This is a genomic window from Flavobacterium filum DSM 17961 (assembly GCF_000425465.1).
Lineage (GTDB): Bacteria > Bacteroidota > Bacteroidia > Flavobacteriales > Flavobacteriaceae > Flavobacterium > Flavobacterium filum.
Genome location: NZ_AUDM01000007.1, coordinates 150,197 through 175,535 on the forward strand (window position 1 = coordinate 150,197; position 25,339 = coordinate 175,535).

Sequence of the window (25,339 nt, forward strand, 5' to 3'; positions counted from 1 at the left end):
GAATATAATTTTAGGTTAATTTTTATTATTGATGATGATAAGGTTCATTTCGTAAAATGGTGAAACCTCTATACAATTGTTCGATAAAAAACAATCGAACCATTTGATGCGAAAAAGTCATTTTTGATAGGGAGATTTTCTGCTGAGCTTTTTGATATACCGCCTCCGAAAAGCCATATGGTCCGCCAATCACATAAACCAATGTTTTGACGCCGGCATTCATTTTCTTTTGTAATTCTTCCGAAAATTCAACACTGCTGAATGATTTCCCGTTTTCATCCAACAAAATTAAAAAATCAGTTGGCGAGAGCTTTTGTAAAATCAATTCTCCTTCTTTTTCCTTTTGTTGTTGCTCACTTAAGTTTTTAGCATTTTTGATATCAGGAATAATTTCCAATTCAAATTTAATGTAAAACGACAATCGCTTTTGGTATTCGTCCATCAACGCTTGTAGATTTTTTTGGTCTGTTTTACCAATGGCGATTAATTTGATATTCATGGTGCTCTTTTGAGGCAAAGTTATTTTTATTTTCGATGGGAATAGTTTTTAGGGTAAAAAATAAAAATTTCTGCAGACAGAAGCACATTTCCGAATTGATTAGGAGAATTGATAAATATTATAATTTATAGCGAATTCCGAATTGAAAAATTCTTGGAAGTATAAATGTAGTTTGTTCTGAAATGAGAAAATCAGAGAAAGTATTTAGATTTTTTGATTTGTTATTTAAAAGATTGGACACTAGGAATTCAAACCCAAAAGGACTGTTTTTCTTTTGATAAGTTATTGAAGCATTCGCTATTTCAAAAAAAGTATTTGGATTGGTGAAATTCAAATTGGTAAATGCTTCATAATCGGCTTTTAAAGTGAAATTCTTAATGATTTCATGATCAAAACCAGCCGAAAATTGATTGGTTTCAAATTTGGATGAAGTGATTCCGCTAAATGTGTTAAAACCTTTATTAAAACCAACTTTTACAAAAGGCCATTTTTTATGAGCAGTACGCAATTCTACTCCAATTGTTTGATTTTTTCTCGAATTAGCCGTTTCGATTCCGTTGACTTCTTGAATGTAATCAAACCATGATAAAGAGGTGTTTAAACGCAAATTAAAGCGATAAATCTTTTTGCTTATTGAACCACCTACTCTGAAATTGGTTTCCGGATTATCGGTTAAAATTGGCAAAGTAAACTGATTAATGCCGTCTAATTGAACAATATTTCGAATGGTTTTTACTTTTTTATTCCAATTGGCATAAGCATTGACAATCAAACCACGATACATACTCATTTTAGAATAATTAAGTATTGCCGAATGATAACGCTCATTATTCAACAAAGCATTTCCACGAAAAACGGAGTTGTAATTTTGAAGTGTAAATCGTTCTGCTAATTGTGAAGCTTCTGGAAATTGATTCACTAAACGGTAATTAAATCGTAGTGTTTCAGATTGATTAAATTCAAATTCGCTGTTAAATTGGGGTTGAAGTAAAAACGTTGAATGATTTATGTCCTCTTCAAATTGCTTGGTTTTCAACTGGTACCAATGTCCGTAAATTCCGGGCTTATTGGTCCATTTTCCAATTTTAAATTTATATTCAATTCCGATAAAAGCATCATTCAAACGGTAATCGATGTCATTTCCAAAACCATTTTCGGCAAAATCGTTGATTGTTCCGTTGGATAAAAATTGTCTTTCGGAGGTTTGTAAAGCAGTGGTTCCAAAATTATTTCCAACATTCGTATAAATGTGGTTGAAATTATTCAAAATCCAATAATGTTTAAATAAGGCATCAATTGAATTGGATTTTACCTTTTTTAATTGAGCAATTTGATAGTTTTCATCTTCATCCAACGGAATTAATCCGGCTAAAAAGGGTTGATTGGTTAACCATTGATTTTGAGGAACATTATTTTCAAAAGCGTGATTGACTACTAAGGTTGTGGTATGATTTTTTGAAATGGATTTATGCCATTCGATATATTGTTTTACCGACGAATTATCTGCTTCACGCAACGTTTCAAATGTATTTTGATTGGTAGATGATACCGAATTGAGCAACGAAAAAGCATCATTTGCACTTGATTGGTATTGTGCGTTGTAATACCATTTTTCGTCTTTGCTTGGTGTATAATCCAGTTTTACATTTCCAAGACCGAGCAATGAGCGATTGTTGCCATTTTGTGTTCGGGTTTCGAGCGTTTCGGTTTGAAGGTATTCTAACGCTGTTTCGTTTTGTGTTGCGGTAAACAATTTTGAAAACAAAGCAAAACCGGAAACATCCAACTTTGTTGAAAGTTCGTGACTAAAATTCAACGCGGCAAATTGTGATTTATTTTCAACTAAATCTTTGTTTTCTGAGGTAAAAGAATAGAGATTGGTAAACGATTTTCTGCCGGAAATAAAGCTACTTACTCCGCCTTGAAAACGCATTAAATCTTGAAAAGTAAAAGTTTGTTTTCCGATGTTGTTGATATCGCCAATAAAACTCAAATTGGTTTTAGGGGAATAATAAAACAAAGCGGCATGCAATAGATGATAGGAATCGTTTCCGGCACCGGCTTCTACATCGCCAAAGACAAATTTCTTTTTGTCTTCTTTGAGTTTGATGTTCATGGCCAAATCTTCGGAATCGGAAACTTGCTTAAGGAAACCTACTTCGTTGAAATTGTCGATTACTTCTACTTTATCCACAGCATCGGCAGGAATATTTTCGACTCCTAACTTGGTTCCACCTCCAAAAAAGGATTTGTTTTCTACTAAAAATTTGGTAACTCTTTTTCCTTGAACGGTTACGCCACCATCTTTATCAACTTCAACACCAGGTAATTTTTCGAGTTGTTCTTTAAGTTTTCGTTCGTTACCACTGGCAAAAGCTTTTACATCATACACCAACGTATCTTTTTTGATGATGATAGGTTCATATTTGTGGTTGATGATGACTTCTTTTAGATCTATTCCGGTGGGTTTGAGTTTGAAATCATGGGTTTTGATTTCGGAATTTGGTTCATAAACAATACTTTCTTCAACAAATCCAATATAGGAAACCTTTATTTCATAGCGAACGTCTTTTTCTAATTCAAGTTTGTATCTCCCTTTATTATCTGCGATTGCAAATTTTATGGATGCGTTTTGTTGTAGAGGTTTGGCAATGACGTTGGCACTTTCAAGGGGATTGTTTAGGGTGTCTGATATTGTACCGCTAAATGTTTGAGAAAAAACGAGTTGTGAATAGAGTGTAAAAATAATCAAGAATAAAAATTTCATTAATTTTTAAAATTTTCTGTTATTTTATTTAAATATTTTTTGAACTCATCCTCTGTCATCAAATTACCATTTGGTTTTTTTATTTTTGACAATTCATTTTCTTTGGGATTCAAATTAATCCTATCTAAATAGTAGCTAAACTTTTTATCATGAAGAACCAATATTAATCCTGGAAGTGAATTATGATTTTTTGGACCAAACTGATAAGGTAATGAAGGAGTAAACCAAGCTGTAATTTCATTTTCAAAAGTACCAAAAGAATTAGTAATCTTTTCAGTTTTTAGAGCCTTAAAACATAAATATCCATCAATTTCTTTTTGTTCAGTTGTTATTTTCCATTGAGCTGATGATGGATTTGTTTTTATTAAAAAACGTTGACCCATTATACTTTTTTCTTGAATTAGAATATCTTCATTTAAATCCAAATAATGGTCACCACCACTAATTAAACCTTTAATTATAGATTTGTTTATTTTAGTATTATCTGAGTAAACTTTATCCTCTAGTTCAAAAAAAGACTCTTTTCCTTTAAAAATTAAAACAAAATTAACTTGCTCTAAATCTTTAAATATAAGATCATCAATCTTTTCTATTTCACTCTTTTTTTCATCTTTTTTATCGCAAGTATTACATACAACTTTGTAAGTAATTACACCTTCATTTCGATTTTGAGAAATTGAATGTAATGTAAATAGTAATAATAAATAAAAGATTTTTTTCATTTCATTAAAATTTAATTGTGGGCTTAAATTTAAGCCCACAATTTAGTTATAATCTAACATCAGCCAATGTCCAACCTAAACAAATAGCTTCGGAAATATTCATATAAATTATAGCCTCCTCCTCAGTATGCCCAGCAGTTAATGATTGATAGTAAGTGGCTATACCTCTCAAAAAACATCCTTCATTACTGTTGTCTTTTTGAATTTCTGATTCTTCAAGAACTACCGTATTAATATTCTCGTCAATAAAAATAGTATTCCCCATACTACTCACCGAAAACGCCATCATTGCGATAGCACTAATCATAAATTTTTTCATTTTTTTAAAATTTAAAGTTAAAACTAATTTTTTGGTTAACCGACATAAAAGTGCAAAAAAAAAAAAAATGATTCTTACAACTTTTTCTTATAAATTAACAATTATTTAACTTTAATAGTAGTACAAATAGATTTTTGTTAAATATTTATTCATTTGAAAATCAGTATAAAAAAATTATATCTTACAAAATAATTTAAGATTCTAAATATATGACGTTCTTATTTGCTATTATTATGATTTTAAATTTGCTTTTTCTTGTAAGGGTTTAGCAATTACGTTGGCATTTTCGAGAGGATTGTTGAGGGTATCGGAAACTGTTCCCGATAATGATTGGGAGAAAATAAATTTAGTTATTAATAAAAAAAAAATACTTGTAATTTTCATTTAATGATTAAATAGTCTTGGTATAAGATTAAACCATCAGATAGATACTGACTTTATTTAAATTTTTACGAGTTAATTTTTTTTTGAATTAATTTGTTTTGTCATTTCTTCTATCTTATTTGCCTCTAAAATGACATACTCCTCATAATTAACTATTGTTTTTCCTTCTGGTTTTTTTATGAATTTTTCAGTTTCGATGAACTCAATTCTTGTTGCATACAAACGGACATCTAAATAAGAAATCTCTAAAATTAAACCTGGTAAGTTATTGAAAAATACTGGCCCAGCACTTACTGGAATTTCAGGACAAAACCACGCAGTAATTTCAAATTCTATCTTTTTATCTTTAGTATGAAAATAATAATTGTCGATTGAAGTTGCTTTGTAACATACTTTGTTGTCAATTATTTTATTTTCAGAAGAAATTGACCAATTCGAAACTACTGGATGTTCTATTAGATATTGATTTTTTTTAAAAAAGATAAAATTTGTTGAATTTGAATAATATATTTTTTTTTTTGATAGATCAGAAAAAATGGGAGTATCATAGAGTGATTTGTTTGTGGCAAGTGAAGTAAGTAAGTCGCTAGAATTTAAACCTTCATTATCAACAAAATAACTTATACTATCATTTACATATAGTTTATAAGTTATCAATCCATTTTTTTTATAAATCCCTTTCATTATTTTATCCCTTTCGTTATTAGTCAAGTTGTTAGGTTCAGCAAAATACAAGGTATAATCAACTATTATTTTTTTAACTTGAGCAAGGCAGTTAAAATTGATTAAAAGTATTAAGTATATAAAAATATTTTTCATAACTAAAATTAATTTAAGCAACCTCATATCTGAGGTTGCTTTTGTTATTATTCTTGTCTATCTCCTGGACCAGGATTTTCAATTAAAGCACATTCATTAAAAGCTGCAGTAGCTATTCTACCAGCTTGGGTTGAATTAAATCCCTGTGCAATTGCACTATTGTATGTTGAAACATATAGTATTGTACATCTATCTAATCCCCAGGAAGTTGCAATGAGATTCTCTTGAAATTCAGATATTGATTCATTTTTTAATTCTTTTTTCTCAACAAAATTTGTTTCTGCAAAAGAACTCACCGAAAACGCCATCATTGCGATAGCACTAAACATAAATTTTTTTAAAATTTAAAGTTAAAACTAATTTTTTGGTTAACCGTTATAAAAGTGCCAAAAAAAAAATGATTCTTACAACTTTTTCTTATAAATTAACAATTATTTAACTTTAATGGTAGTAGAAATAGGTTTGTGTTAAACAATTAAACAATTGAAAATCAGTATATATAAAATGAAGTCTTACAAAATAATTTTATATAGTCTTTTGACGATGAATATTATCTTTTTTAAAATTGTATTTAATAATATTAAGCGTAAAAAAATTGGAAAAATAAAAATTGAAAAGACAACTGTTGTAAAAATGAAATGTTGTTTTAAAATTTTCTTATTTTGTTATGTGCTCAATTTATTTTAGTTTCTGTACATGATAAAAAGCTACGTTCATAACGAAGCATTAGTTAATCTTCTTGATTTTATACGATTATGAATTATAAAGTTTACTTTTGCACCGCAGACCGCCTTATCGCTTTATGTTGAACTTGTTTCAACATCTATTTATAGATTCTGAATCAAGTTCAGAATAAAGAGGAAAGTCCGGACACCACAGAGTAGCATAACGGGTAACGCCCGTCGCTCGTTGAAAGACGAGAAGGACCAGTGCAACAGAAAGGATGTACAGTTCGGCTGTAGTGAAATCAGGTAAACTCTATGCGGTGAAATGCCATGTATATCAACGTTCCGCTTTGGCGGATAAGGGCTACTCGTTCGATGTTGAAGGGTAGGCAGCTCGATTCAATGGGTAACTGTTGAACCAGATAAATGATAAGGGTTCGCTTCGGCGAATACAGAATCCGGCTTACAGGTCTGCTTTTTTTTGGTGATGGGTAATGGGTGATAGGTGATAGGTAATGGGTAATGGGTGATAGGTAATGGGTGATAGGTAATGGGTGATAGGTAATGGGTAAGTGGCAATGGGTTGTTCAACATTCGTTAATCAACATTCGTTAATCCTCTTCATCAGTTTCCCATTCAAAAAATGAAAAAACTGAGCCACCGTAATTTTTTTGAAAAGAATAGTGATGTAATTGCTCTAATTTGGTATGCTTGGAATGTTCTACAATCAACATTCCTTCTTCAGCTAACAGTTCATTTTCAAAAACGAGTGAAACTACTTTTTCAAATTCTTTTTGTTCCATACCATAAGGTGGATCGGCAAAAACTATGTCATAATTACCTTTTGTTTTGGCTAAAAAGCTAAAGACATCACTTTTTAAAGCAGTAATATTGAAATCAAATTCAGTTGCCGTTTTTTTGATAAAGGACACACAACCATAAACAGCATCAACCGAAACAATTGGCTCACTTCCTCTGGAAGCAAATTCAAAACTGATGTTTCCGGTACCGGCAAATAAATCCAACACTGATAATTCTGCAAAATTAAAGTGATTGTTCAGTATATTAAATAAGGCTTCTTTGCTCATGTCAGTGGTTGGACGAACAGGCAGATTTTTGGGAGGAGAAAGTCGGCGACCTTTGTATTTTCCGGATATGATTCTCACGAATGAAATAAAATAAAATGTTTTCTGTTTTCTTCCGCTGAAAACGAATTGGATTTTTGTATTTCGCTCACTTCCATCATTTGGGTGTTTCGTACGTATTGATAGGCTTTTTGATACAATTCATTTTCGATTGTACAATCCCCTAGAAAGAATAATTTAAACGTTTCAGGATTCAAATGAAGCTGTTCAGCCGTAAACAATAAATAATACAAAAAGTCATCAGCATTCTTGTATTGAAAAGAATTATACAACAGTAATTTTTGATTTTGAACCACTACAATTTCAAAATGTTCTTTGGCAACATGCACAAATAATTGAGGTGATTCTTGATTTTTTGAATAATCAAGCAGTTTAGAAACTAAAATAGTGCTGAAGTGATTGTATTCAAACGAACCAAATTGGTCGATTAGATAGTTGTTTACATGCACATACGGCACATAAACATTAATCATTTCGCTTTGCTCGATTTCATCGGTTGCAAAAAAATCGGTTTCAAAAACTTTGGTGTTGAATTGAAGATAACTGCCTTTGTAATCTGCATCAAATAAGGGTTTAGGTACAAATGTGCTCAAATCGTTTTCGTGCAATACAACAATGGAATCGTAGGAACGGGTTAATTCTGGATAATCTAAAATGGATTTCCAAAGGGCATTTTCAATCGTATAATTTTTTGGGAAAGATGAAAAGTCAACTTGCTTGAATGAAGTAATTTGTCCGGATAGTAAGTCCCGACAACAAAAAGAAAGCCCATTCAGTGCAACCTGAATGGACAACTTTTTATAGCTTTTTTCGGTAAGTGAATTATTCGTTATTACCATATTTTTTTGGCCAGTTACCTGACATGCTTACTTCTTCCATAGAACCTAAAATGATAAATTCACCATTGATTCCATCAACTGAAACCACTTTTTTCTCTTTAGCAACTAGATTTGGATCTTGATCAGTTAATAAGGTAGATTTATCTAATTTAGCTTCAAAAACAGGAATTTTTAACTCTTCACGTTGAATAAAACCGGCTTTTAATTCGATTTTCGTTTCAATATCACCAACCTTTACAATGTTCAATCTTTTATAACGGTCTGAACCTTTAAATAATGAATCTTTGATACTTACTTTCCCTAATTCTTTAGTTACAACAATATCTTTAAAATAACCACCTGTTCCACTCGCATCAACGGTTAATCCGTATGCTCTGTTTTTATCAACATCAATAATTGATGTATCTCTTCTTTCAATAATAGTGAATTTTTCGTTTTCGATAAATTGAATTAAAGAATCTAAATTAGCAGTGTATTTCCCATTAACTGCTTTATAAGCTAATTGTGCAGCTTTAATGTCTAAAAATTTATTAACCGCAACTTGGTATCTTTTTTCTTTTAATTTGTCAAATTCAATTGGAGCTTGAATGGATTGATAAATTAAATAGGCAAAAACAATTGAAATGGCCCACAACGCAACAGAAAGTCCAATTTTTAATGAACGATTAGTAGATTTATCAATTAATTTAACTGTTCCAAACACAGCTAAGGCTAGTACTACAATAATTATAACTAATGTTATCATCTTTTATTTTTTTTAATTTCAGTTAAGGCAAATCTACAATTTTTTTTTTTTCTCAAAAGCATTTCGCACAAAATTCATCAGTATATTTGAATTTTAATATTTTCCTAACTTTTGACAATGAATTCATCTCTGTTTTACAGTATTTTACAAAAATCATTCCAATTTAATCCGACTGTAAAGCAACTTATCTTTTTTGAAAAGATTGCCGACTTTGTCACTAATCCTCAACAAAATGATCTTTTTGTGCTAAAAGGATTCGCAGGAACAGGAAAAACCACATTAATTTCTACGTTGGTCGAAAATTTGAGTTTGGTCAATAAAAAATATGTTCTTCTTGCTCCAACCGGTCGTGCGGCAAAAGTTATAGCTAATTATTCCGGAAAACCGGCTTTTACCATTCATAAAAAAATATATTTTCCAAAAAAAAATCAGGGTGGTGGCGTTTCGTTTACCCGACAAATTAATAAACACAAAAACACCCTTTTTATTGTCGATGAAAGTTCTATGATTTCAGATACCAACACTGACATCAAAACAATGGAATCCAGTTCTTTACTAGATGATTTAATGCATTATGTGTATTCAGGTGAAAATTGTAAAATCCTTTTTTTAGGTGATACCGCACAGTTGCCACCGGTTCAAATGGAAATGAGTCCGGCGTTGGATGTTGCAACGCTTCTGGCGTATTATCACAAAGAAGTAATTCATCTGGAATTGGATGAAGTCATGCGGCAAGAAGAAAATTCAGGAATTTTATTTAATGCTACTTTACTTCGAGAAACGTTGAAAGAACATTTTATCGATACATTTCAATTCAATGTAAATGGGTTTAAGGATATTGTACGATTGTCTGATGGTTATGATATTCAAGACGCCATTAATACGGCTTACAGCAACGATGGAATGGAAGAAACCGCCTTTATCGTGCGAACCAATAAACGGGCGAATCAATATAACCAGCAAATCAGAAACCGTATTTTATTTCGAGAAAGTGATTTGTCGGCTGGAGATTTTATGATGGTGGTCAAAAACAATTATTTTTGGTTAAAAGAAACCGATGAAGCCGGATTTATTGCCAATGGCGATATTATTGAAGTACTTGAAATTCATAAAATAGTTGATCTATACGGATTCAAATTTGCCAAAGTAAAAATTAGAATGGTGGATTATCCGCAACAAAAACCGTTTGAAACTATTTTACTTTTGGATACCGTTATGAGCGAATCACCTTCGTTAACCTATGAAGAATCCAATATATTGTATCAAGAAGTATTGAAAGATTATGAAAATGAAGGGCCAAAATATAAACAGGTACAAAAAGTGAAGGAAAACGAATTTTTTAATGCTCTTCAGGTTAAATTTTCCTACGCGATTACGTGTCATAAATCACAAGGTGGACAATGGAATACCGTTTTTGTTGAACAACCTTACTTGCCGGACGGTATCAATCGCGATTATATTCGGTGGTTGTACACAGCCGTTACCAGAGCGAAAGAAAAATTGTATTTAATCGGTTTTAAAGAGGAGTTTTTTATGGAAGCTCATGAAGATTGATGTTTGAAAAAAATTCAGTTGCATCTTTCCCGACTTTAAAAAGTTTAAAACTACATTTGTAATCTAAAATTAAGTTTCATTATGAAAATTATTGCTGTTATTCCTGCTCGTTATGCTTCCACACGTTTTCCGGCCAAATTAATGCAAGATTTAGGTGGAAAAACAGTCATTTTACGAACGTTTGAAGCAGCAGTAAATACACAGTTATTTGACGATGTTTTTGTAGTGACCGATTCCGACCTCATTTTTAAAGAAATTGAAAAAAACGGTGGAAAATCCATAATGAGCATCAAAGAGCATGAAAGTGGGAGTGACCGAATAGCGGAAGCAATCGAGAACTTAGACGTAGATGTGGTGGTAAATGTACAAGGCGATGAACCGTTTATCAATAAAGAACCATTGCAAAAAGTAATTGAAGTCTTCAAAAATGATTTGGAGAAAAAAGTAGATTTAGCTTCTCTTATGCGTGAAATTACCGATTGGGAAGCCATTGAAAATCCAAATAACGTGAAAGTGATTGTGGATCAAAATGGCTTAGCGTTATATTTTTCCCGTTCTGTAATTCCTTATCCAAGAGAAAAAAACGTAGGTGTTCGTTATTTTCAACACATTGGAATTTATGCGTTTAGAAAAGCGGCTTTGATGGATTTTTATCGTTTACCGATGCAATCCTTGGAAGCTTCCGAAAAATTGGAACAACTTCGCTATTTGGAATATGGTAAAAAAATCAAAATGGTAGAAACTACTCACGTAGGCATCGGAATTGATACGCCGGAAGATTTAGAAAAAGCCCGATTAATGCTTTAATTGTGATACAAAGCATAATACGCTTCGACGTTGTCTAGGAAAACGCCATCAAAACCGGCATCCACAATTTTTTTCAAATAAGAATCGTCATTTCCAAAAATGATTTTTTGCCAAGCCGGTTCCCAAAATTGGACATAAATTTCATTGTCATAGCCTTTGTAGTTCTTTTTTAACCATTTTGGGTTACCTAATTTCCAATCAGATTGCCAATAATTTCGCCAATTTTCTGCTGCACCAATGTTGAGGTAGCAAATCACCAGTCTTTTTTTGCCGTTTTTCTTCGTTTGTAGCTTTTCAATTTCTTTTTTGGAATAAGGAAAGCTTAAATAATATAAATCGATTAAAATAAGGTCAAAATTGGTGTTGGAAACTTTTTCAATCAGTTCATTTTTGGTATCAAAATCATCCGCATTAATCAAGTATAAAAAATTTTGAACGTCACTCAATTTTGTGATATCATTTTCGTTTTCATTGATGATTTTCTCAGGAATTAGATGGTAATGATAATTTTCTGCGGAGCGAATAAAAGGCACAAAACCGGCTTCCTGATTCAGCTGAATGATTTGATTATGATCATTAGGTTCTTTAATAAACTCTGAAACAATCACTTTTTTTTGACCTACAATTTTTTTCAAATTGTTAATTCGGTAGTCATCAGCTTTTCCTTTTTCATCATAAAACAACTCCTCAATCGCAATCCCGTCAATTGCATTCAAGTAATTTTGACATAATGGTTTATCCGGTTGCACGTTTTGAAAAGCTAATTCAGAGCCATTTTGTGGAATAACAATAAAATTAGGATCAAATTTTCGAGCATACCTGGAAAGGTTAATGACAAAATCCTGCATTTTCTTCCCGGCTTTGGCAGATTCTTTTTCTGAATCTTCTTGTTCAAAGCTGTATAAAAATGCCATTGCGAGCAGTATGCTTAAAATTAGATATATTTTTTTCATGTTTCTGATAGAGTCGGCTAAGATATTCATTTTTATTGAATTCCGAACTTTCAAAAAGCTTGCCAAAGCCTATTTTTTCTGAACTATGATTAGCTCATTATGTTCTTCAACACGCGGTAAGGTGCTGATAGTGAATTTATTTACGTCAAAATAAGAATGGTATTTTTTATTCCGTTCATTGTCATTTGGATTCAACAGCATCGTATTAAACAAAATATAACCATTTGAATTCATTATTTCAATTAACCTATTTTGAAAAAAAGGTTCAAATAAAAAATCGGGCATTGTTGTGTCTTGAAAAATGTCAATAATAATTAAATCATAGGTTTTTTTGGTTCTCAATACAAATTCAAAGGCTTCATGATGAATCAGTTGTAAGTTTTCAATCTTATTTAATCCAAAATAAGTGTTGGCAAGGTCAATTACTTTCTCATCTAACTCAATTCCGGTTATTTTTCCTTTATAACCAATTTCATCTGTCAATGTTTTGATTACGCTTCCACCGGCTACACCTAAAACCAAGATGTGTTGCATGGGAAGAATGTTTTCAAAACCAATATGTTTGAGCCCTTTTCTTAAAATACGCTGTAAACTTCCATAGGAATAATTGGTATTTTTGCTGTCCAAAACAATTTCACCATTTACCATCGTTACTTCCAACGACTTACTGATTTCAGAGGTTGTTTTGTGTATCGGAATAGGATAGAAGTAACTGATGATTTTTTTTAGCATGCCATTTTTTTTCAAAAATAAGGGATTAATCGTATTTTTACTAAAATATTTTTAGCATGAAAAAAGCACTTTATCAATTCATCTTTTTTAAACTGATGGGTTGGAAAATTAGTGGAACAATTGAAGAGAGCACCAAAAAATGTGTGATGATTGTGGTTCCTCATACAAGCTGGCATGACTTTTATTTGGGTATTTTTACTAGAGGAATCGTTGGTTTAGAAATGAATTTTGTGGGGAAAAAAGAATTGTTTCGCTTTCCATTCGGTTATTATTTTCGTTGGATGGGCGGCGAACCCCTTGATCGCACCGGCGGATTAAATAGAGTAGAAGCTATTGCAGCCATATTCAAAAATAAAAAAGTTTTTCGTTTAGCCATTGCTCCTGAAGGAACGAGAAAAAAAGTAAATGAATGGAAGACAGGATTTTATTATATTTCACTTGAAGCTAAAGTTCCAATTATTCCGGTGGCTTTTGATTATGGTAAAAAGGAAGTGAAATTAGGAAATCCATTTTGTCCAACAGGAAATTATGAGCAAGATTCGAAAGTTTTACAAGCTTTTTATAAAGGAGTAATAGGAAAGATTCCTCAATACAGTTTTGAGGTAAATTAATTTTTTTTACTTTTTTTAAAACCACATTCTTTTTTTTATCGTAAGTGACTTCATAACACTTAAAATTTTATACGATGAAAAAAAGTTTTTTATTTGCATCTCTTTTGATGAGCTCAGCTGTATTATTGTCATGTAGTGATGATGATAACAAACAAACAGTAAAAGAATTAATGTTGTTTACTTCAAGTAATACATCAGGAATGGTTTCTGTAACGGATTTACTTCCCGCAACACCGGTTGTTAAACAATTTATGGTTAATTCTACTGATGCTGACGGAATATATTATCATCCGGGTTCAGATCAATTAATTCAAGCTTCTCGTTCTAATAATCGTTTAGAAGTATATGGAAACTTCAAACAAGAATACATGAACAATGCAAGTGCATTAACATTAACAGGAATGAGCACAGCCGACTTCACCAATGCCAGAGAAATTGCTGCTTCAGGCAATATGATTGTGGTGGCACAAGACCAAGCAGCTTCAAATAGCAACATGAACAAATTGTTTGTGTATGAAAGAATGGCTTCCGGATTGCAATTGCAAAAAACGTTTGATGTAGATTTTAAACTTTGGGGAATTCAATTTGACGGTACTTCTTTATATGCAATTGTAGATTTAACAAGTGATTTGGTTGTGTTTAATAACTTATTATCAAATAATTCTGGAGCAATTACACCTAACAAAAGAGTTACAATAGAAGGATTGATTAGAACGCATGGTATTGCCTATTCTTCTGTGGAAGATGTGATGGTTTTATCTGATGTTGCTGCTGCTGCTTCTGATGTAGATGGTGGATTAGTAATCATCAAAAACTTTTCTAATGTATTCAATGCAACAGTAAATAACGGAACAATAATGATGGATAAACAAATCCGCATTTACGGACCAAATTCAATGTTGGGTAATCCGGTGGATGTAGCGTATGATAACGTAACAAAAATGATATATGTAGCTGAACGTGCCAATGGTGGCGGAAGACTGCTTTCTTATATGGTGCCAACTACAAGCGGTGACTATGCTCCAATGATGAATAGAGTAGAGCCGGGATGTACAGCTGTTTTTTTATATAGAAAATAGTTTTTTGTGTTTGTTTTATTGGTTCGAAAGCCTTTGCTCTTCAGAGTGAAGGCTTTCATTTTTTTGGATGATGCGTAGTGAAAGTTCCATTAGTGTAAAAAACAATGATTTTCTCAATGTTTTCAGAGGTTGATGACGGTGCAAAAAAACTTTTTGGTTCGTTAGTGTTACTTTTTTCTTCCGGTTTTGAATTGTTCTTTTCAATTGAACTGTTAACAGGTGTAGAGTTAATTGATTTCGGAAACGAACCTTTATTCATCAAAAACCAATATAAATCAACTTCAGGAAAAGTTTCTGTCACTTTAATAGCAAACTCTAAACTGGGTTTGTTTCTTCCGGATAGGAGATGAGAAAGACTTGAACGTTGCACACCAATTTTATCGGCAAATGCGGAAGCACTCAACTGAAAATAAGCTAATATTTTTTCAAGTTTTTCTACAAAATCGTTTCCTTCTTGCATGTTTTTTTTTGCTGTTCTATGTCGTTTACAAATGTAATTATTTTTTGTGATTTGAATAGTGTTACAAATGTAATTAGCTTTATAATTAAATAATTTTTATAAATTATCACTTTATGTAAATATATATAAATATTTGGAAATTAATTATATAGTATTTAAAATGTATTTATGTGAATTGTATATAAAAAATTTGTTTACAAAAGTAATAAAAATAACAAAAGAAAGCTGTTTACAATTGTTACGATAAAGATGTTTACTTTTGTTGTACTAATTATACAGTATGAATTACCTTTTTTGTTTTGAAACCTATAAAGAAAATTCGCTTTCGGGTCGTTATATCACGTTGTCAAAAATTGAGAAACTGCTTCAACATTTTTCCATCAAAAATGAGTTGACTGTTTTGGGTTATTCTGTTTTGCAAAAACCAATTTATATGTACAAAGTTGGTTCAGGAAAAATCAAATTACTTTTTTGGTCACAAATGCATGGAAACGAAAGTACCACTACAAAAGCGTTATTCGACCTTTTTAATTTTTTAGAAAGCGACACTAAAGAAGTGCTTGATTGGAAAAAAACATTTACTTTCATTTTTGTTCCAATACTGAATCCGGATGGTGCAGAACTTTACACACGTGAAAATGCCAATAGAGTAGATTTAAACCGTGATTTTCTTCAATTGTCGCAACCTGAAAGTCAATTATTGTTTCAATTGTTTGAGGAAGTAAAACCGGATTTTTGTTTTAATTTACATGATCAACGCACCATCTTTGGTGCTGGGAAGACAAATTCCCCGGCTACCGTTTCCTTTTTAGCTCCTTCATTTAATGAAGAAAGAGCCATTAATGATGTACGTCAAAAAGCAATTAATTTAATTGCAGGCATTGTAGAAGAGCTTCAAAAGTATATTCCAAGTCAAATAGGTCGTTTTGATGATGGGTATAATCGAAATTGCGTTGGAGATACGTTTCAGCAACTAGGTGTGCCAACGGTTTTGTTTGAAGCTGGACATTTTCAAAATGATTACCATAGAGAAGAAACCCGAAAATGGATATTTGTGAGTTTGTTGAAGGCAATTGATCTACTTTACGAAAACGATATAGTTGATAACAAAACTGACAATTATTTGAAAATTCCTCAAAATAATGTCTGTTTTTTCGATTTTGTTTATAGAAATGTCAAAATTAATTATGAAAATTCAAAATTAATTACCAATTTTGCAGTGCAATTTAAAGAAGAAATTGTCGGAGATGATGTAATTTTCATAGGCTACATTGCAAGTGTTGGAGATTTGGATGATTTTTTTGGTCATTTAGAGTATGATGCACAAGAAGAGCTATTTAAAGATGATGAAGGTAATTTTCCGATTAATGGCAAAAAAGCGAATTTTTCTTTAGGAAAGAATAAAGTATTTGTTAATGGTTTATTAAAAAAATAACAAATTCGTTTTTTTATTGAATTAAATGTATTTCTTTTGTAAAGCAAATCGAGGTAAACTAGTATTAATACAAACACAAAACCATGAGTAAGTTTCGTTTAGATGAAGTGGATCATCAAATTCTTGACATGTTAATTGATAACACAAGAGTTCCTTTTACAGATATCGCAAAAAAATTATTGATTTCTGCCGGAACAGTTCACGTACGTGTGAAAAAAATGGAAGATGCAGGAATAATTATGGGTTCTTCATTGACCTTGGATTATGAAAAATTAGGTTATTCATTTATCGCTTATGTGGGAGTATTTTTGAACAATACTTCTCAAACTAAGTTTGTTTTAGAAAGAATTAATGATATTCCATACGTAACTGTTGCACATGTTACAACCGGTAAATTCAATATCTTCTGTAAAATCAGAGCAAAAGATACTAAACATGCAAAAGATGTCATCTTTATGATTGATGATATTGAAGGAGTTTATCGTACTGAAACAATGATTTCTTTGGAAGAAAGTATCAACGATAAAAAACGTTTGATGCACACGATTTTCAAAAACATGTAATTTGAAACATGAAAATATAGCCCTCTCCGCAACGAGAGGGTTTTTTTATGTCGTTTTTGTAAGCTTACAATTAAAATCGTAAATTAGTAAACAAAAAAATGTACTCACTTCCTAAAATAGAACGATTCAATCAACATGTTTGGCTCAAATACAAACTGTTCAATAGTGTATTTATTACGTTGCCATTTGATGAAATTGATAATACAGGTGTTCTTCTTCCTCTTTTTGCAGAAGTGTGTGAAAATGGGTTTAAAAATACGTTAAGCCCAAAAGAAATTGTTGAAACATTTGCAACAAAATACCTTGAAAATCCAAGCGAGCAAGATAAACTGGATTTGATGTTTCGTTTTATTCAATATGTCGAACGTCAAATTGTGTTGTTCGATGCGATAGAAGATGCCGCTTTTCCGATTGTCAACAATATGGAAGGGAGAGGTTCGATTCGCGATATGAAAGAAAAAGCAGATCAGCGGTCAAAAAACCAAGAATTAGTGCGGTTTTTGAATGATTTTCAAGTTAGAACGGTGCTAACCGCTCATCCTACACAGTTTTATCCGGGTTCGGTTTTGGGAATCATTACGGATTTAACAGAAGCGATTCGGGTGAATAATCTGGTTCAAATCAAAGAATTATTGGCTCAATTGGGCAAAACACCTTTCATCAAAAAAGAAAAACCAACTCCATTTGACGAAGCAGTCAGCTTGATTTGGTATTTAGAAAATGTGTTTTATTCTACCATTGGAGATATGCTTCAGTATTTGCATAAAAACATTTATAAAAACCACCAAATGCCAAAATCGATTGTCAATCTCGGGTTTTGGCCGGGTGGGGATAGAGATGGAAACCCATTTGTGACGACTGAAATTACCCTAAAAGTGGCTGATCGACTAAGGACTTCTATTTTAAAATGTTATTATATTGACATTCGGAAATTGAAAAGAAAGTTGACATTTAAAGGTGTTGACACGCTTTTGGCTGAAGTTGAACATAAACTATATCGCTCCGTGTTTTATTCGCAAGGAGAAATATTTATTACCATTCAAGCCTTTGAAGAAACTTTACAAGAAATCAAAAAGCGAGTAATTGAACACCATCAATCGCTTTATCTGGATGAAATTGATTTGTTATTGAATAAATTAGCGGCATTTGGTTTTCATTTTGCTACATTGGATATTCGTCAAAACAGTAAAATTCACCGAAACGTTTTTGAAGAAATTGTTCAAAAAATGGACGTTTTTCCTCCAAATTATGTCTCATTATCAGATACTGAAAAAATCGAAATTTTATCCCATTTAAGTGGAAATCTGACTGAAAACGAGGTGGAAAATGAAATGACAAAATCGACCATTGGTTCCATTCATGCCATGAAAACGATTCAACAAAAAAATGGAGAATTAGGAAGCAATCGCTACATTATCAGCAACAATGAAAGTGCTCTGAATGTGATGGAAACCTTGTCGATGTTCCATTTGTGTGGTTGGCAAAATCCAACAGTTGATATCGTGCCTTTATTTGAATCAGTAGATGATTTGCAGCATGCCGATGTAATCATGGAACAATTGTATGCCAATATCACCTACAAAAAACACTTGGCATCCAGAAATAATGTGCAAACGGTTATGCTTGGTTTTTCTGATGGCACAAAAGATGGAGGCTATTTAATGGCCAATTGGAGCATTTATAAAGCAAAAGAATCACTAACAATCATGTCAAGAAAATACGGTATAAAAGTACTCTTTTTTGACGGTAGAGGTGGTCCGCCGGCAAGAGGTGGTGGTAAAACACATCAATTTTATGCTTCATTAGGGCCTTCAATTGAAAATAACCAAATTCAAGTTACGGTACAAGGTCAAACCATTAGTTCTAATTTTGGAACGTTAGATGCATGTCGATATAACCTCGAAAATTTATTAAGTGCCGGTGCTACCAATCAATTGTTCAGCAAAGGGAATAACCAACTTTCTGATCAAGATAGAGCGGTTGTTGAACAATTATCGGAGTTGAGTTATGAAAAGTATTTACAATTTAAGCAGCATCCCAAATTTATTCCTTATTTGGAAAAAATGAGTACACTGAATTATTATGCAAAGACAAATATTGGCAGCCGTCCTTCTAAACGAAACAAAAGTGAACAACTCGTGTTTGAAGAATTAAGAGCAATTCCGTTCGTGGGTTCGTGGAGTCAACTCAAGCAAAACGTGCCTGGTTTTTTTGGTGTAGGAACGGCTTTACAGCATTTTGAACAAACCAATCAATGGAATAAAGTAGTCGATTTATATAAAAACTCCTTGTTTTTTAAAACGCTTATTGAAAACAGTATGATGGCGTTATGCAAATCATTTTTCCCTTTAACGGCTTATATGCGAAAGGATGAAGAGTTTGGTGAATTTTGGCAAATTATCTATGATGAATTTTTGGAAACCAAACGATTGTTACTCAAATTATCCGGTTATCTGGAATTAATGGAAAATTATCCGGATGGAAAAGCATCTATTGAAATTAGAGAACAAATTGTGTTGCCCTTATTGACCATTCAACAATATGCCTTAATCAAAATCAACGAAATCAAAAAGGGGAGAAGCGAACCGGATTTGTTAGAAGTATATGAAAAATTAGTCACCCGTTCCTTGTTTGGTAACATAAATGCAAGTCGAAATTCGGCGTAGTGAAAGTAAAAAATCTAAAATTATTAAAATGAAACCATCTCAATTACAACCCAACGAATTTGCACCGTTTTATGCCGATTACATCAAAGCGGTTGACGAAGTTGACTTGCTTGAGGGTTTAGAAAATTCCATGCAGGATTTTGATGCATTCATTCTTCAAATACCAACTGAAAAGCACGAGTATCGCTATGCCGAAGGAAAATGGACCATCAAAGATATTGTTCAACACTTGATAGACGCGGAACGAATTTTTGCTTATCGGGCTTTGCGAATCGCACGAAAAGACCAAACTCCATTACCGGGATTTGAAGAAAACGACTATGTTGATGCCGCATTTGCCAACCAACGAACACTTTCTGAATTGATGGAAGAATTTAAATTGATTCGGAAAACAACTTATTTGCTTTTTAAAACCTTTTCAGATGAGCAATTACTCCAAACCGGTACAGCATCAGAAAAACCGGTTTCAGTTCGAGCCATCGGATTTATAACGATTGGGCATCAAATGCATCACCAAAAGGTGATTAGAGAGCGGTATCTATAAAAAAAAGGAGCAATTTGCTCCTTTTTATCTTAATATTCGTCTTCGTCTTCGTCTTCATCTGAAGGTTCTTCATCAAAATCATCATCATCGTCATCATCGTCGTCAGAACCGCCGGCATCTTTTAATAAATCAATTTCAGCATCATCATCAGAAGGAGCATCATCGTCTTCTTCATCTACATCTACTTCATCAATATCTTCATCAAGGTCTAAACCTTTTACCGGTGCAATTGTTTCAACTTCTACATCCAAATCATCATCTTCTTCAAAGTTTTCAATTCGGGTAGCTAATTTTTTACTGACTTTTACCAAGTAAATAGTATCCTCAGTTCGCACTTCAACAGCTTCAATCAACTCATTTTGAGCGTTTTTGAAACGGATAATATCGGAATCTTCATATCCTTCTGGAAACTTTTCTACCAATAAGGATAAAATGTCATTCGTTAGTTTAGCATAGTCAACAATAATTCTTCTCATAAAAAAATCTGTTATAAATCAAGTAAGTAAGCAAAGATTAAGGGGGCTACAATGGTAGCATCTGATTCTACAATAAATTTGGGAGTGGTGATGTCTAATTTACCCCAAGTGATTTTCTCATTCGGAACTGCTCCTGAATAAGAACCATAACTTGTGGTAGAGTCTGAAATTTGGCAAAAATAGCTCCAAAAGGGTACATCGTGCATTTCCATATCTTGATACAACATTGGAACCACACAAATAGGGAAATCACCTGCAATTCCACCACCAATTTGGAAAAATCCAACTCCTTTTCCGGAACAATTTTTAGTGTACCAATCAGCCAACCACATCATATATTCTACACCACTTTTCATGGTTGTTGGTTTAAATGTTCCTTTGATGCAATACGAAGCAAAAATGTTACCCATCGTGCTGTCCTCCCAACCGGGTACAACAATAGGAAGGTTTTTTTCTGCCGCTGCAACCATCCAAGAGTCTCTTGGGTCAATTTCGTAATATTGCTCTAATACACCTGAATTAATCATTTGGTACATGAATTCATGCGGAAAATAACGTTCCCCTTTTGAATCAGCATTGTTCCAAATGTCATATAAATGCGATTGTAATCTGCGGAAGGCTTCTTCCTCTGGAATACAAGTATCCGTAACTCTGTTATAATGATTTTCTAATAAATCCCATTCTTCTTGCGGACTTAAATCGCGGTAGTTGGGTACTCTTTTGTACGAGTTGTGAGCGACCAAATTCATGATGTCTTCTTCAAGGTTTGCTCCGGTACACGATATAATGTGTACTTTATCTTGACGGATCATTTCCGCTAATGATTTTCCCAACTCAGCGGTACTCATTGCACCGGCAAGAGTAATCATCATTTTTCCGTTTTCAAGCAAATGTTGCTCATACCCTTTGGCTGCGTCAACCAAAGCGGCGGCATTAAAGTGAAGATAATGTTTTTCAATAAATTGACTGATAGGTCCTTTACTCATTTTGTTCGTATAAAATTATTATTTCGTAACCCGCTTCAAAGAAAAACTATTTTTCTGAAACGAAAAACTCTTTTTGTTGAATTTTGTTATTTTTTATTGTACCCTAAAATGGATAGTACATCATCTGCATTTTGCTGCTCAGAAAATACCTCAGTGGCAATAATTCCATTCTCATCCCGATCAATCAAAATATGTTTAGGTTGCGGAATCAAACAGTGGTGTAAACCGCCAAAACCGCCAATGGTTTCCTGATACGCTCCGGTGTTGAAAAAACCAATGTACAACGGCTTTTCTTTGTTATATTTTGGTAAATAAACGGCGTTCATGTTTTGCTCAGAATTGTAATAATCGTCGCTATCACACGTCAAACCACCAAGTAAAACCCGCTCATAGGTATCATTCCAACGGTTGATGGCTAACATTACAAAACGTTTATTGATGGCCCACGTATCCGGTAAAGTGGTGATGAATGAGGAATCAATCATATTCCATTTTTCACGATCGTTTTGTTGTTTTTGATATAACACTTGATAAATCGCTCCTCCGCTTTCTCCTACTGTAAAAGATCCAAATTCAGTGAAAATATTTGGCACATCTACTTCCGCTTCTTCACAGGAAATTTTGATTTGATTGATGATTTCGTCAATCATATATTGATAATCATATTCAAATGCTAATGAATTTTTAATTGGGAAGCCACCGCCAATGTTCAAACTGTCTAGCGTTGGACATTCCTTTTTCAATGAAACATATACTTTCATACATTTCAACAACTCATTCCAGTAATAGGCCGTGTCGCGAATACCGGTATTGATAAAAAAGTGCAACATTTTAAGCTCCACTTTTTTGTTTTCTTCAATTTGCTTGCGGTAAAATGGAACAATGTTTTTATAACCAATTCCTAAACGGGAAGTATAAAACTCAAATTTTGGTTCTTCCTCTGCCGCAATGCGAATGCCGATTTTGAACTTTCCGTCAATTTTTTCCTGAAGTAAATCCAATTCCTCAAAATTGTCAATTACCGGTATGGTTTTATTGTGACCGTTATTGATTAATCGAGCGATATTGTCAATATATTGTTCCCTTTTAAAACCATTACAAACCACATACGTGTTTTTATTGATTTTTCCTTCAGCCATTAAATTTTCAACAATATTAATGTCAAAAGCAGAAGAAGTTTCAATATGAATATTGTTTTTAAATGCCTCATTCATGATGAAACTGAAATGAGAACTTTTAGTACAATAGCAATAATAATATTTGGCATCGTACTTGTTTTTTTCCATGGCTTTTCTAAACCAGCCTTTAGCACGATTGATGTTGTTGGTAATTTGTGGCAAATAAGTAAACTTCAAAGGCGTACCATATTGCTCTACTAATTTCATCAAGTCAATTTGATGAAACTGTAAATTATCTTTATTTAACGTAAATTCTTCTTGTGGAAAATAAAAAGTCTGATTGATTAAGTCGTAATATTTAGTATTCATTCGTTTGTTTAAAAAATTAGATTAAAAAATAATTGATACCATCATTAATCTGCTTTTCAAACTCTGATATTAGCGAAAATAATCGGCAATTTTTCATGAAAACGATAGGTACTTTCAGTACATTCAAAAGGTAAAAAAGTTGTAGCCGAAACGGAATTTTTCAAAAACCGATGAAAAGACTCATTATCACAAGGATGACAGGCTTCAAAACTCTTTTTAGTTTGGATGTTTTTCATAGGGACAAATGTAAAAAATAAAATGAGCCAATTCCAAACCAAAACTTAAAAAAAATGTTACTTTTTATAATCGTCAAAAGCGGATATAATTTGCTGATTTTCAAAATATTGATTTAAACTTATTCCGCCAATTCCGTCTAACAAAGCAAATTGAATTTTTCCGTATTCATTTTTTTTATCGTGAATCAAATAGTTTAGAATTATTTCAATGTCTTTTTCAGTAAACACTAGCGGTTCATAAAGTGATAAAAGGAATGTTTTGATTTCTGTGTAATCTTCCCAAGTCAGTAATTGTTTTTCGAAAGAAAGATAGGCTTCTAATACCATACCGGCGGCAATGGCTTCGCCATGCAAAAGCGAATTTTTTTCTTCACTTTCCAGAAAATAACTTTCGATAGCATGACCCAGCGTATGTCCAAAATTTAACGCTTTTCGAATGCCGTTTTCGGTTGGGTCTTGCTGTACTATTAGGTTTTTGATTTCAATTGAACGATAAATCAATTCATCCAAATCGGAATAATCCAATTGACTTAAATCGTTAAATTTTTCCCAGTAGTTTTGATCATAAATTAATCCGTGTTTCAGCATTTCGGCTAATCCGGAACGCATTTGATTGCTGGGTAAAGTAGACAAAAAATCAGTGTCTATCAAAACAGCTTGTGGAGCATTAATCACTCCGATTTGGTTTTTTAACGGTCCCAAATCAACGCCGTTTTTTCCTCCTATCGCCGCATCTACCATACCTAGTAATGAAGTGGGCACATTGATAAAATCAATTCCACGCTTGAACGTAGAAGCCACAAATCCACCTAAATCAGTAACAACTCCACCACCCAAATTGATGAGTAAGGTTTTTCGGTCGGCACCCAACTCAATTAACGTTTGCCAAACTTCCACACATGTAGAGATGGTTTTATGTTCTTCACCCGGTTCTAACTCAATAATTTCAAAAGGAATTTCAACAACAAGAGATGACAAGAAATACGTTAAACAGTGTTCACTGGTATTGGAATCAACCAAAATGAAAACAGTGGAATACCTTTTTTCATGTATAAATGTCTCCAAAAAGGAATACACTTCTTCATTAAAATATATAGTATGATTTCCGGCTGAGATTGGATGCATGGGAGCGATAATTTAAATTGTCTTTCTATTGCAAAATAAGTGAAAATAATTGGATTGCCTATGATATAATTGAAGTCAGATTATAACTAGAAGAAATATAAGAATATTTATATGAAAAAGTTCTCTTAAAGTTGGAATGTATTCATTTCTAATTAACTACATTTGCCGAAATTTTAAAATATTATAATGAAAAGTACAATTAAGTTTTTAGCAGCTTCTTTACTAATGGTAGGTTTGATGTTCAATATCGCATGTAGTAGTGATAATGATTCAAACAACAATTCAAACAATCCTTCTGACTTGTTTATCAAATTTACAACTGGAGGAACAACGTATAATAATCCAGACCCTGAGACAATTAATTCGTTAGCAAAAACAATTAATTATAACGTGTTACTAGAAGACCAACCTTTTCAAATTGTGTTGTATATGCCACTAACTCCTGCAGTAGGAACTTATGACATTACAGATGAACCTTCGAATGTTGAAAGTTATGGTGCTCGATATACCAATGGTGTAACAGATGTTGATATGACTGCAACATCCGGTACAATGACCATCACGGAAGTTACTGCTACTTTAGTAAAAGGTACTTTTAGCTTCTCAGGATCGAATGGCGATGGTACAGTTGTTGAAGTGACAAACGGTTCTTTCGTAGCTTCAAAATAAAATTAATAAATAAAATCAGGAAAAGAGTTGTCAAATTGACAGCTCTTTTTTT

Annotated in this window: 26 protein-coding genes and 1 other RNA gene; 10 read left to right on the forward strand and 17 right to left on the reverse strand. The window is 32.6% G+C overall.

The annotated features are described in order from the left end of the window. Nucleotides 1-25 precede the first annotated feature (25 nt). The 6 genes from rlmH to H601_RS0105150 all read right to left on the reverse strand — a co-directional run bounded on the left by rlmH (nt 26) and on the right by H601_RS0105150 (nt 5,839). Nucleotides 26-499 (reverse strand): 23S rRNA (pseudouridine(1915)-N(3))-methyltransferase RlmH, encoded by a 474-nt coding sequence (gene rlmH, locus H601_RS0105120; RefSeq protein WP_026710506.1) that lies wholly within the window; start codon nt 497-499, stop codon nt 26-28. 118 nt (nt 500-617) lie between these two features. Next, entirely contained in the window at nt 618-3,266 is a 2,649-nt protein-coding gene (locus H601_RS0105125) for a carboxypeptidase-like regulatory domain-containing protein (RefSeq protein ID WP_026710507.1), read from the reverse strand. Further along, on the reverse strand, nt 3,266-3,988 hold the full coding sequence (locus H601_RS0105130; protein WP_026710508.1) for a GLPGLI family protein: 723 nt from the start codon (nt 3,986-3,988) through the stop codon (nt 3,266-3,268). Before H601_RS0105130 ends, H601_RS0105125 begins: the two co-directional genes overlap by 1 nt. Before the next feature lie 46 nt (nt 3,989-4,034). Beyond that, on the reverse strand, nt 4,035-4,295 hold the full coding sequence (locus H601_RS0105135) for a hypothetical protein (protein WP_156900346.1): 261 nt from the start codon (nt 4,293-4,295) through the stop codon (nt 4,035-4,037). A gap of 468 nt (nt 4,296-4,763) precedes the next feature. After that, nucleotides 4,764-5,510 carry a GLPGLI family protein gene (locus tag H601_RS16065; protein WP_026710510.1) on the reverse strand — a complete coding sequence of 249 codons (747 nt, stop codon included), beginning with the start codon at nt 5,508-5,510 and terminating at the stop codon, nt 4,764-4,766. Nucleotides 5,511-5,557: 47 nt separating this feature from the next. After that, complete coding sequence (locus tag H601_RS0105150; protein ID WP_026710511.1) at nt 5,558-5,839, reverse strand: hypothetical protein; 282 nt, start codon at nt 5,837-5,839, stop codon at nt 5,558-5,560. A gap of 450 nt (nt 5,840-6,289) precedes the next feature. Here H601_RS0105150 and rnpB point away from each other — a divergent pair. Beyond that, nucleotides 6,290-6,657, forward strand: an RNA gene (gene rnpB, locus H601_RS16075) — RNase P RNA component class A. Nucleotides 6,658-6,786: 129 nt separating this feature from the next. Here rnpB and rsmD read toward each other — a convergent pair. From rsmD to H601_RS0105170, 3 genes are read right to left on the reverse strand one after another with little or no spacing between them, the layout of a single operon-like run. Further along, the gene (rsmD, locus tag H601_RS0105160; RefSeq protein ID WP_026710512.1) at nt 6,787-7,341 is read right to left on the reverse strand and encodes a 16S rRNA (guanine(966)-N(2))-methyltransferase RsmD; all 555 of its coding nucleotides are present in this window, start codon (nt 7,339-7,341) and stop codon (nt 6,787-6,789) included. Continuing rightward, complete coding sequence (locus tag H601_RS0105165; RefSeq protein WP_026710513.1) at nt 7,338-8,159, reverse strand: DUF3822 family protein; 822 nt, start codon at nt 8,157-8,159, stop codon at nt 7,338-7,340. Before H601_RS0105165 ends, rsmD begins: the two co-directional genes overlap by 4 nt. Further along, on the reverse strand, nt 8,143-8,904 hold the full coding sequence (locus H601_RS0105170) for a hypothetical protein (protein WP_051220664.1): 762 nt from the start codon (nt 8,902-8,904) through the stop codon (nt 8,143-8,145). Before H601_RS0105170 ends, H601_RS0105165 begins: the two co-directional genes overlap by 17 nt. 117 nt (nt 8,905-9,021) lie before the next feature. Here H601_RS0105170 and H601_RS0105175 point away from each other — a divergent pair, with 117 nt between their 5' ends. After that, nucleotides 9,022-10,458, forward strand: a complete 1,437-nt coding sequence (locus tag H601_RS0105175) for an ATP-dependent DNA helicase (protein WP_026710515.1) — start codon at nt 9,022-9,024, stop codon at nt 10,456-10,458. Nucleotides 10,459-10,539: 81 nt separating this feature from the next. Continuing rightward, a complete protein-coding gene (gene kdsB / locus H601_RS0105180) occupies nt 10,540-11,265 on the forward strand; it encodes a 3-deoxy-manno-octulosonate cytidylyltransferase (RefSeq protein ID WP_026710516.1) in 726 nt (241 codons plus the stop codon). Here the strand turns inward: kdsB and H601_RS0105185 are convergent. Both H601_RS0105185 and H601_RS0105190 read right to left on the reverse strand, forming a co-directional pair. Continuing rightward, complete coding sequence (locus H601_RS0105185) at nt 11,262-12,218, reverse strand: endo alpha-1,4 polygalactosaminidase (protein WP_169628250.1); 957 nt, start codon at nt 12,216-12,218, stop codon at nt 11,262-11,264. The genes kdsB and H601_RS0105185 overlap by 4 nt on opposite strands. Before the next feature lie 69 nt (nt 12,219-12,287). After that, a complete protein-coding gene (locus tag H601_RS0105190) occupies nt 12,288-12,950 on the reverse strand; it encodes a spermidine synthase (RefSeq protein ID WP_026710518.1) in 663 nt (220 codons plus the stop codon). Between the two features lie 56 nt (nt 12,951-13,006). Between H601_RS0105190 and H601_RS0105195 the strand changes: the two genes are divergently transcribed. Beyond that, a complete protein-coding gene (locus H601_RS0105195) occupies nt 13,007-13,561 on the forward strand; it encodes a 1-acyl-sn-glycerol-3-phosphate acyltransferase (RefSeq protein WP_026710519.1) in 555 nt (184 codons plus the stop codon). 74 nt (nt 13,562-13,635) lie between these two features. Then, nucleotides 13,636-14,640 (forward strand): hypothetical protein, encoded by a 1,005-nt coding sequence (locus H601_RS0105200; protein WP_026710520.1) that lies wholly within the window; start codon nt 13,636-13,638, stop codon nt 14,638-14,640. 55 nt (nt 14,641-14,695) lie between these two features. Here H601_RS0105200 and H601_RS0105205 read toward each other — a convergent pair whose 3' ends face one another. Beyond that, on the reverse strand, nt 14,696-15,100 hold the full coding sequence (locus H601_RS0105205; RefSeq protein ID WP_026710521.1) for a helix-turn-helix domain-containing protein: 405 nt from the start codon (nt 15,098-15,100) through the stop codon (nt 14,696-14,698). 280 nt (nt 15,101-15,380) lie between these two features. Here H601_RS0105205 and H601_RS0105210 point away from each other — a divergent pair, with 280 nt between their 5' ends. The 4 genes from H601_RS0105210 (at nt 15,381) to H601_RS0105225 (ending at nt 20,308) form a co-directional block, all read left to right on the forward strand. Continuing rightward, the gene (locus tag H601_RS0105210; RefSeq protein ID WP_026710522.1) at nt 15,381-16,535 is read left to right on the forward strand and encodes a M14 family metallopeptidase; all 1,155 of its coding nucleotides are present in this window, start codon (nt 15,381-15,383) and stop codon (nt 16,533-16,535) included. A gap of 83 nt (nt 16,536-16,618) precedes the next feature. Continuing rightward, nucleotides 16,619-17,098, forward strand: coding sequence for an Lrp/AsnC family transcriptional regulator (locus tag H601_RS0105215; protein ID WP_026710523.1), 480 nt, complete (start codon nt 16,619-16,621; stop codon nt 17,096-17,098). 98 nt (nt 17,099-17,196) lie between these two features. Continuing rightward, nucleotides 17,197-19,764 carry a phosphoenolpyruvate carboxylase gene (locus H601_RS0105220; protein WP_026710524.1) on the forward strand — a complete coding sequence of 856 codons (2,568 nt, stop codon included), beginning with the start codon at nt 17,197-17,199 and terminating at the stop codon, nt 19,762-19,764. 28 nt (nt 19,765-19,792) lie between these two features. Beyond that, a complete protein-coding gene (locus tag H601_RS0105225) occupies nt 19,793-20,308 on the forward strand; it encodes a DinB family protein (RefSeq protein WP_026710525.1) in 516 nt (171 codons plus the stop codon). A 29-nt stretch (nt 20,309-20,337) separates the two neighbouring features. On the opposite strand, the gene H601_RS0105230 is transcribed toward H601_RS0105225, so the two are convergent. The 5 genes from H601_RS0105230 to aroB form a co-directional block, all read right to left on the reverse strand. Next, nucleotides 20,338-20,784, reverse strand: coding sequence for a hypothetical protein (locus H601_RS0105230; protein WP_026710526.1), 447 nt, complete (start codon nt 20,782-20,784; stop codon nt 20,338-20,340). Nucleotides 20,785-20,795: 11 nt separating this feature from the next. Further along, nucleotides 20,796-21,770, reverse strand: a complete 975-nt coding sequence (locus H601_RS0105235; RefSeq protein ID WP_026710527.1) for a deoxyhypusine synthase family protein — start codon at nt 21,768-21,770, stop codon at nt 20,796-20,798. An 86-nt stretch (nt 21,771-21,856) separates the two neighbouring features. Beyond that, nucleotides 21,857-23,257: an arginine decarboxylase gene (locus tag H601_RS0105240; RefSeq protein ID WP_026710528.1), complete on the reverse strand. Its 1,401-nt coding sequence runs from the start codon at nt 23,255-23,257 to the stop codon at nt 21,857-21,859. A 56-nt stretch (nt 23,258-23,313) separates the two neighbouring features. Next, entirely contained in the window at nt 23,314-23,493 is a 180-nt protein-coding gene (locus H601_RS0105245; RefSeq protein ID WP_026710529.1) for a hypothetical protein, read from the reverse strand. A gap of 57 nt (nt 23,494-23,550) precedes the next feature. Next, nucleotides 23,551-24,618 (reverse strand): 3-dehydroquinate synthase, encoded by a 1,068-nt coding sequence (aroB, locus tag H601_RS0105250; protein ID WP_026710530.1) that lies wholly within the window; start codon nt 24,616-24,618, stop codon nt 23,551-23,553. Between the two features lie 186 nt (nt 24,619-24,804). On the opposite strand from aroB, the gene H601_RS0105255 reads away from it, so the two are divergent. Next, nucleotides 24,805-25,287 (forward strand): hypothetical protein, encoded by a 483-nt coding sequence (locus tag H601_RS0105255; RefSeq protein ID WP_026710531.1) that lies wholly within the window; start codon nt 24,805-24,807, stop codon nt 25,285-25,287. Nucleotides 25,288-25,339 lie beyond the last annotated feature (52 nt).